The organism is Actinacidiphila sp. bgisy167, from assembly GCF_965342175.1.
Classification (GTDB): domain Bacteria; phylum Actinomycetota; class Actinomycetes; order Streptomycetales; family Streptomycetaceae; genus Actinacidiphila.
Window position 1 is genome coordinate 1 of the sequence record NZ_CBDRBL010000165.1, and the last position, 4,088, is coordinate 4,088.

Below are 4,088 nucleotides of genomic sequence, written 5' to 3' on the forward strand. Positions count from 1 at the left end.
GACCGGCCGAGGAAACGGGGCAACCGTTCCCTCGGCCGGTCGTGGCCGTTGCTGACGTGCCGTCCGCCGGCCGCCGCCCGCGGGCGGGCCGATCGGCGGCGCCTGTTCGGGCGGACGCGAGGTGGAGGCGATCCCCGCACGGTGTCCCGGTGGTCAGCCCATCCCGGTCACGGGGCGCCACGCTACGGGCGGCGCCCCATATCCGGGCTCTCAGCCGTTGTTCTGCTCGTCGGCGGTCGGCAGCGCGTTCTTCCGGATCACGTCCGCGTACCAGTGGGCGCTGGCCTTCGGGATACGGCGCTGCGTCGAGTAGTCGACGAAGATCGTGCCGAAGCGCTTCGAGTAGCCGTAGGACCACTCGAAGTTGTCCAGGAGGGACCACAGGAAGTAGCCGCGGACGTCGGCGCCGTCGGCGATGGCCTGGCGCACCGCGTCCAGGTGGCCGTGGAGGTAGTCGATCCGCTGCGGGTCGTTCACCACGCCCTCGGGCGAGATGTAGTCGTCGAAGGCGGCGCCGTTCTCGGTGACCATGAGCGGCAGCTGCGGGTGCGACTTCGCCAGGTCGGTCAGCAGGGTGTGCAGCCCGCTGGGGTCGATCGCCCAGTTCATCGCCGTCAGGTTGTCGTTGGCGAGGTGGAAGGCGATGTGCTCGGAGCCCGTCCACGGCGAGTGGTCGCTGGCACCGTGACCGTCGTTCTTGGTGTTGCCGGCGCCGTCGGCGGGCAGCGACACGACGGTCGGCGAGTAGTAGTTGACGCCGAGCACGTCGATGGGGCGGGAGATCTCCGCGAGGTCGCCGTCGTGCACGAGGCTGTCCCAGTCCACGATGTGCGCGGTGTCCTGGCGCAGGTCCTCCGGGTAGGCGCCGTCGAGGATCGGGCCGGTGAAGACCCGGTTGCCGACGGCGTCGATGCGGCGGGCGGCGTCGACGTCCGCGGCGCTGTCGGTGAGGGGCCGCACCTGGTGCAGGTTGAGCGTGATCGAGGTCTGCGCGGTGGCGGGCAGGGCCGCGCGCAGGGCCCCGATCGCGAGGCCGTGGCCCAGGTTGAGGTGGTGGGCGGCGCGCAGGGTCGCGGCGGCGTCGGTCCGGCCCGGCGCGTGCACGCCGGAGCCGTAGCCGAGGAACGCCGAGCACCACGGCTCGTTCAGCGTGGTCCACACACCGACGCGGTCGCCGAGCGCCCGGGCCATGATGTCGGCGTACTCGGCGAAGCGGTAGGAGGTGTCGCGCTCCGGCCAGCCGCCCGCGTCCTCGAGCTCCTGGGGAAGGTCCCAGTGGTAGAGGGTGGCGACGGGGGTGATGCCCGCCTCCAGCAGCTCGTCGGTGAGCCGGCGGTAGAAGTCCAGGCCCTTCTCCACGGCGGGCCCGCGCCCGGTCGGCTGGACCCGGGACCACGAGACGGAGAACCGGTACGCCTTGAGGCCGAGGTCCTTCATCAGGGCCACGTCGTCGCGGTAGCGGTGGTAGTGGTCGGCGGCGATGTCGCCGGTGTCCCCGTTGCGGACCTTGCCGGGAGTGTGGCTGAAGGTGTCCCAGATGGACGGGGTGCGGCCGTCCTCGGCGGCGGCGCCCTCCACCTGGTAGGCGGCGGTGGCGGCTCCCCAGATGAAGCCCTGCGGGAAGGAAGTGGCCGAGGCCGGCTGGCCGTTCGCCTCGGGTCGTACGGCGGTCATGGCTGAGAACGCTCCAAATGGATCGGTTGAACTGGCCGGGCAAAGCGATCCGGCACGGAAGAAGTGGGTGAGGGCCCGGGGCGCGGGCGGGGTCAGCCCTTCACGGCGCCCGCCATGATGCCTCCGACGATCTGCTTGCCGAAGACGACGAACACCAGCAGAAGCGGCACGGTGCTGATCAGGGCGCCCGCCATGACGATGCTCTGGTCGGGGGTGTAGGAGGCACTCAGCTGGCCGAGGGCCACCTGGAGGGTGGGGTTCGTCTGGTTCAGTGCGAGGAAGGGCCAGAAGAAGTCGTTCCACGACTGCACGAAGGTGAGCATGCCCAGCACCATCATCGCGGGCCGCGCCACGGGCAGGACCACGCTCCAGACGATCCTGAGGTTGTTCGCGCCGTCCACCTTGGCCGCCTCGACCAGCTCGTACGGCAGGGCCTCGAGGAGGTACTGGCGCATGAAGAAGACACCGAAGGCGCCGACCAGGGTCGGGAAGATCACCGACTCCAGCTGCCCGCCCCAGCCGATGTCCGCCATCAACTTGAAGAGCGGGACGACACTGAGCTGCGGGGGGATGGTGAGGGTGGCGATGACCGCCGTCATCAGGAAGCCGCGCCCGCGGAAGCGCATCTTGGCGAAGGCGTATCCGGCGAGCGTGCAGAAGAACAGCGTCGCGATCGTGATGCTGCCGGCCACGATGACGCTGTTGACGATGGCTTTGCCGAGGTTCGCCTGTTCCCAGGCCGCCTGGAGGTTGGTCCACAGTCGGCCGCCCGGCACGAGCGGCGGCGGGGTGTCGAGCACCCGCTGCTGATCATGCGAGGCGGCCACCAGGGTCCAGTACAGGGGGAAGATCGATCCCAGGCCGACGATGACGAGGGCCGCGTAGGTCAGCGGGCCGCCCTTGAGCTGCTGGCCGGCGCCGAGCTTCAGACGGTTGCGCCCCTTGCCGTGGGTCTCGGTCCGCGCTGTGGGAGCAAGGTTCGGTGCGGTGGGGGTGGGACTGGTCGTGGTCATCGAATTCGCTCCCGTCAGGCCGCGCTCTTGCGCACGAACCGGCTGACGATCCAGTTGATCAGGGCTATGAGCAGCAGCAGGACGAGCATCGCCCAGGCCACGGCCGCGGCGGGGCCCAGGTGTCCGAGCTTCCAGCCGTAGTTGTAGAGGTAGATGCTGAGGGTCTCGTACTGGTGCTCACTGCCGCCGGTGGATCCGAGGGTGCCGCCCTGGAGCAGCAGAGGCTCGCCGAACAGCTGCATGGAGCCGATCGTGGAGATGACGACCGTGAACAGGATCGTCGGCCGCAGCGAGGGGATGGTCACCTTGCGGAACTGCTGCCAGCGCGAGGCGCCGTCGAGCGAGGCGGCCTCGTACAGATCGGTCGGCACCGCCTGCATGGCGGCGAGGTAGATGAGCGCGTTGTAGCCGGTCCAGCGCCAGATGACGATGACCGAGATGGCGATCTTCGACGACCAGTGGCCGTTGCCCCAGTCGGTGTTGCCGGCGCCGAAGAAGTGCAGCACCCAGTTGAGCAGGCCGCCGTCGGCCCGGAAGACCAGCGCGAACACCAGCGCGGCGGTCGCGACCGAGGTCGCGTAGGGGGTGAGGATCACGGTCCGCCAGAAGGTGCTGGCACGCAGCTTGTAGTTGAGCAGGTGCGCGAGGCCCAGCGCGACGAGCAGCTGCGGAACCGTGGAGATGACGCCGATCACGAAGGTGTTGAAGACCGACGTCCAGAACTCGGAGTCCTGGAGGATCTTGGCGAAGTTGTCGAAGCCGACCCACTCCGACTGGTTGAGGCTCGTCAACTCGACCCGGTGCAGGGCGATCCACCCGGTGTAGATGAGCGGGTAGAGCCCGAAGGCGCCGAAGATCAGGAAGAAGGGGGCGATGTACGCGTAGGGCGACGCCTTGTCGTCCCAGCGCCACAGCCGGCTGCGCCACGCCCGCCGACGTCCGTTCGACGCGGCGCCGGAGCCGCCGGTCGGCGGGTCGTAGGCGCCGCTGGTGGGGGTTGTTGTTGCCACGGAGGAGGTCCTTGTCTGGGATTCGGCCGGGGTGAGTGCGGGACCGAAGACGTGATCGATGGGGCCGGGTTGCGGTCCCTCACGCCCCAAGTGGGTCGGCACGGTGATCGCTCGCCTCGCGCGCCGGCCGAGGGGTACGTGCGAGGCAGGGCCTGGCAGCCGCCGGACAACCGGCGCCGAGGCTCAGGAGCGGCGATCGGATCCACCACCGGGACCAGCAGCGGTGAGCGGCCGGCGGAGCCTGCGCGCTGCGGGGACCCCGCAGCGGCGCGCTACGCCCTGCGACCCGAGTGAGCCGACGTTGCCGGCCGGCGGTCGCGACCCTGCCTGCCCGGACCCGGGGGGGGGGGGGGGGGGGGGGGGGGGGGGGGGGGGGGGGGGGGGGGGGGGG

Annotated in this window: 3 protein-coding genes; all 3 read right to left on the reverse strand. The window is 70.4% G+C overall.

The genetic code is table 11. The features are described from left to right. Positions 1-210: 210 nt before the first annotated feature. The 3 genes from ACRWND_RS30380 to ACRWND_RS30390 all read right to left on the reverse strand — a co-directional run bounded on the left by ACRWND_RS30380 (position 211) and on the right by ACRWND_RS30390 (position 3,697). Positions 211-1,674 carry a GH1 family beta-glucosidase gene (locus ACRWND_RS30380; RefSeq protein ID WP_431955124.1) on the reverse strand — a complete coding sequence of 488 codons (1,464 nt, stop codon included), beginning with the start codon at positions 1,672-1,674 and terminating at the stop codon, positions 211-213. 92 nt (positions 1,675-1,766) lie between these two features. Further along, positions 1,767-2,687: a carbohydrate ABC transporter permease gene (locus tag ACRWND_RS30385; protein ID WP_431955126.1), complete on the reverse strand. Its 921-nt coding sequence runs from the start codon at positions 2,685-2,687 to the stop codon at positions 1,767-1,769. Positions 2,688-2,701: 14 nt separating this feature from the next. Next, positions 2,702-3,697 (reverse strand): carbohydrate ABC transporter permease, encoded by a 996-nt coding sequence (locus ACRWND_RS30390; protein ID WP_431955128.1) that lies wholly within the window; start codon positions 3,695-3,697, stop codon positions 2,702-2,704. Between the last annotated feature and the right edge of the window lie 391 nt (positions 3,698-4,088).

What these genes read in the sequence shown, in the direction of transcription:
- ACRWND_RS30385 (WP_431955126.1), bottom strand. Translation starts at nt 2,687, where the DNA reads ATGACCACGACCAGTCCCACCCCCACCGCACCGAACCTTGCTCCCACA.
- ACRWND_RS30380 (WP_431955124.1), bottom strand. Translation starts at nt 1,674, where the DNA reads ATGACCGCCGTACGACCCGAGGCGAACGGCCAGCCGGCCTCGGCCACT.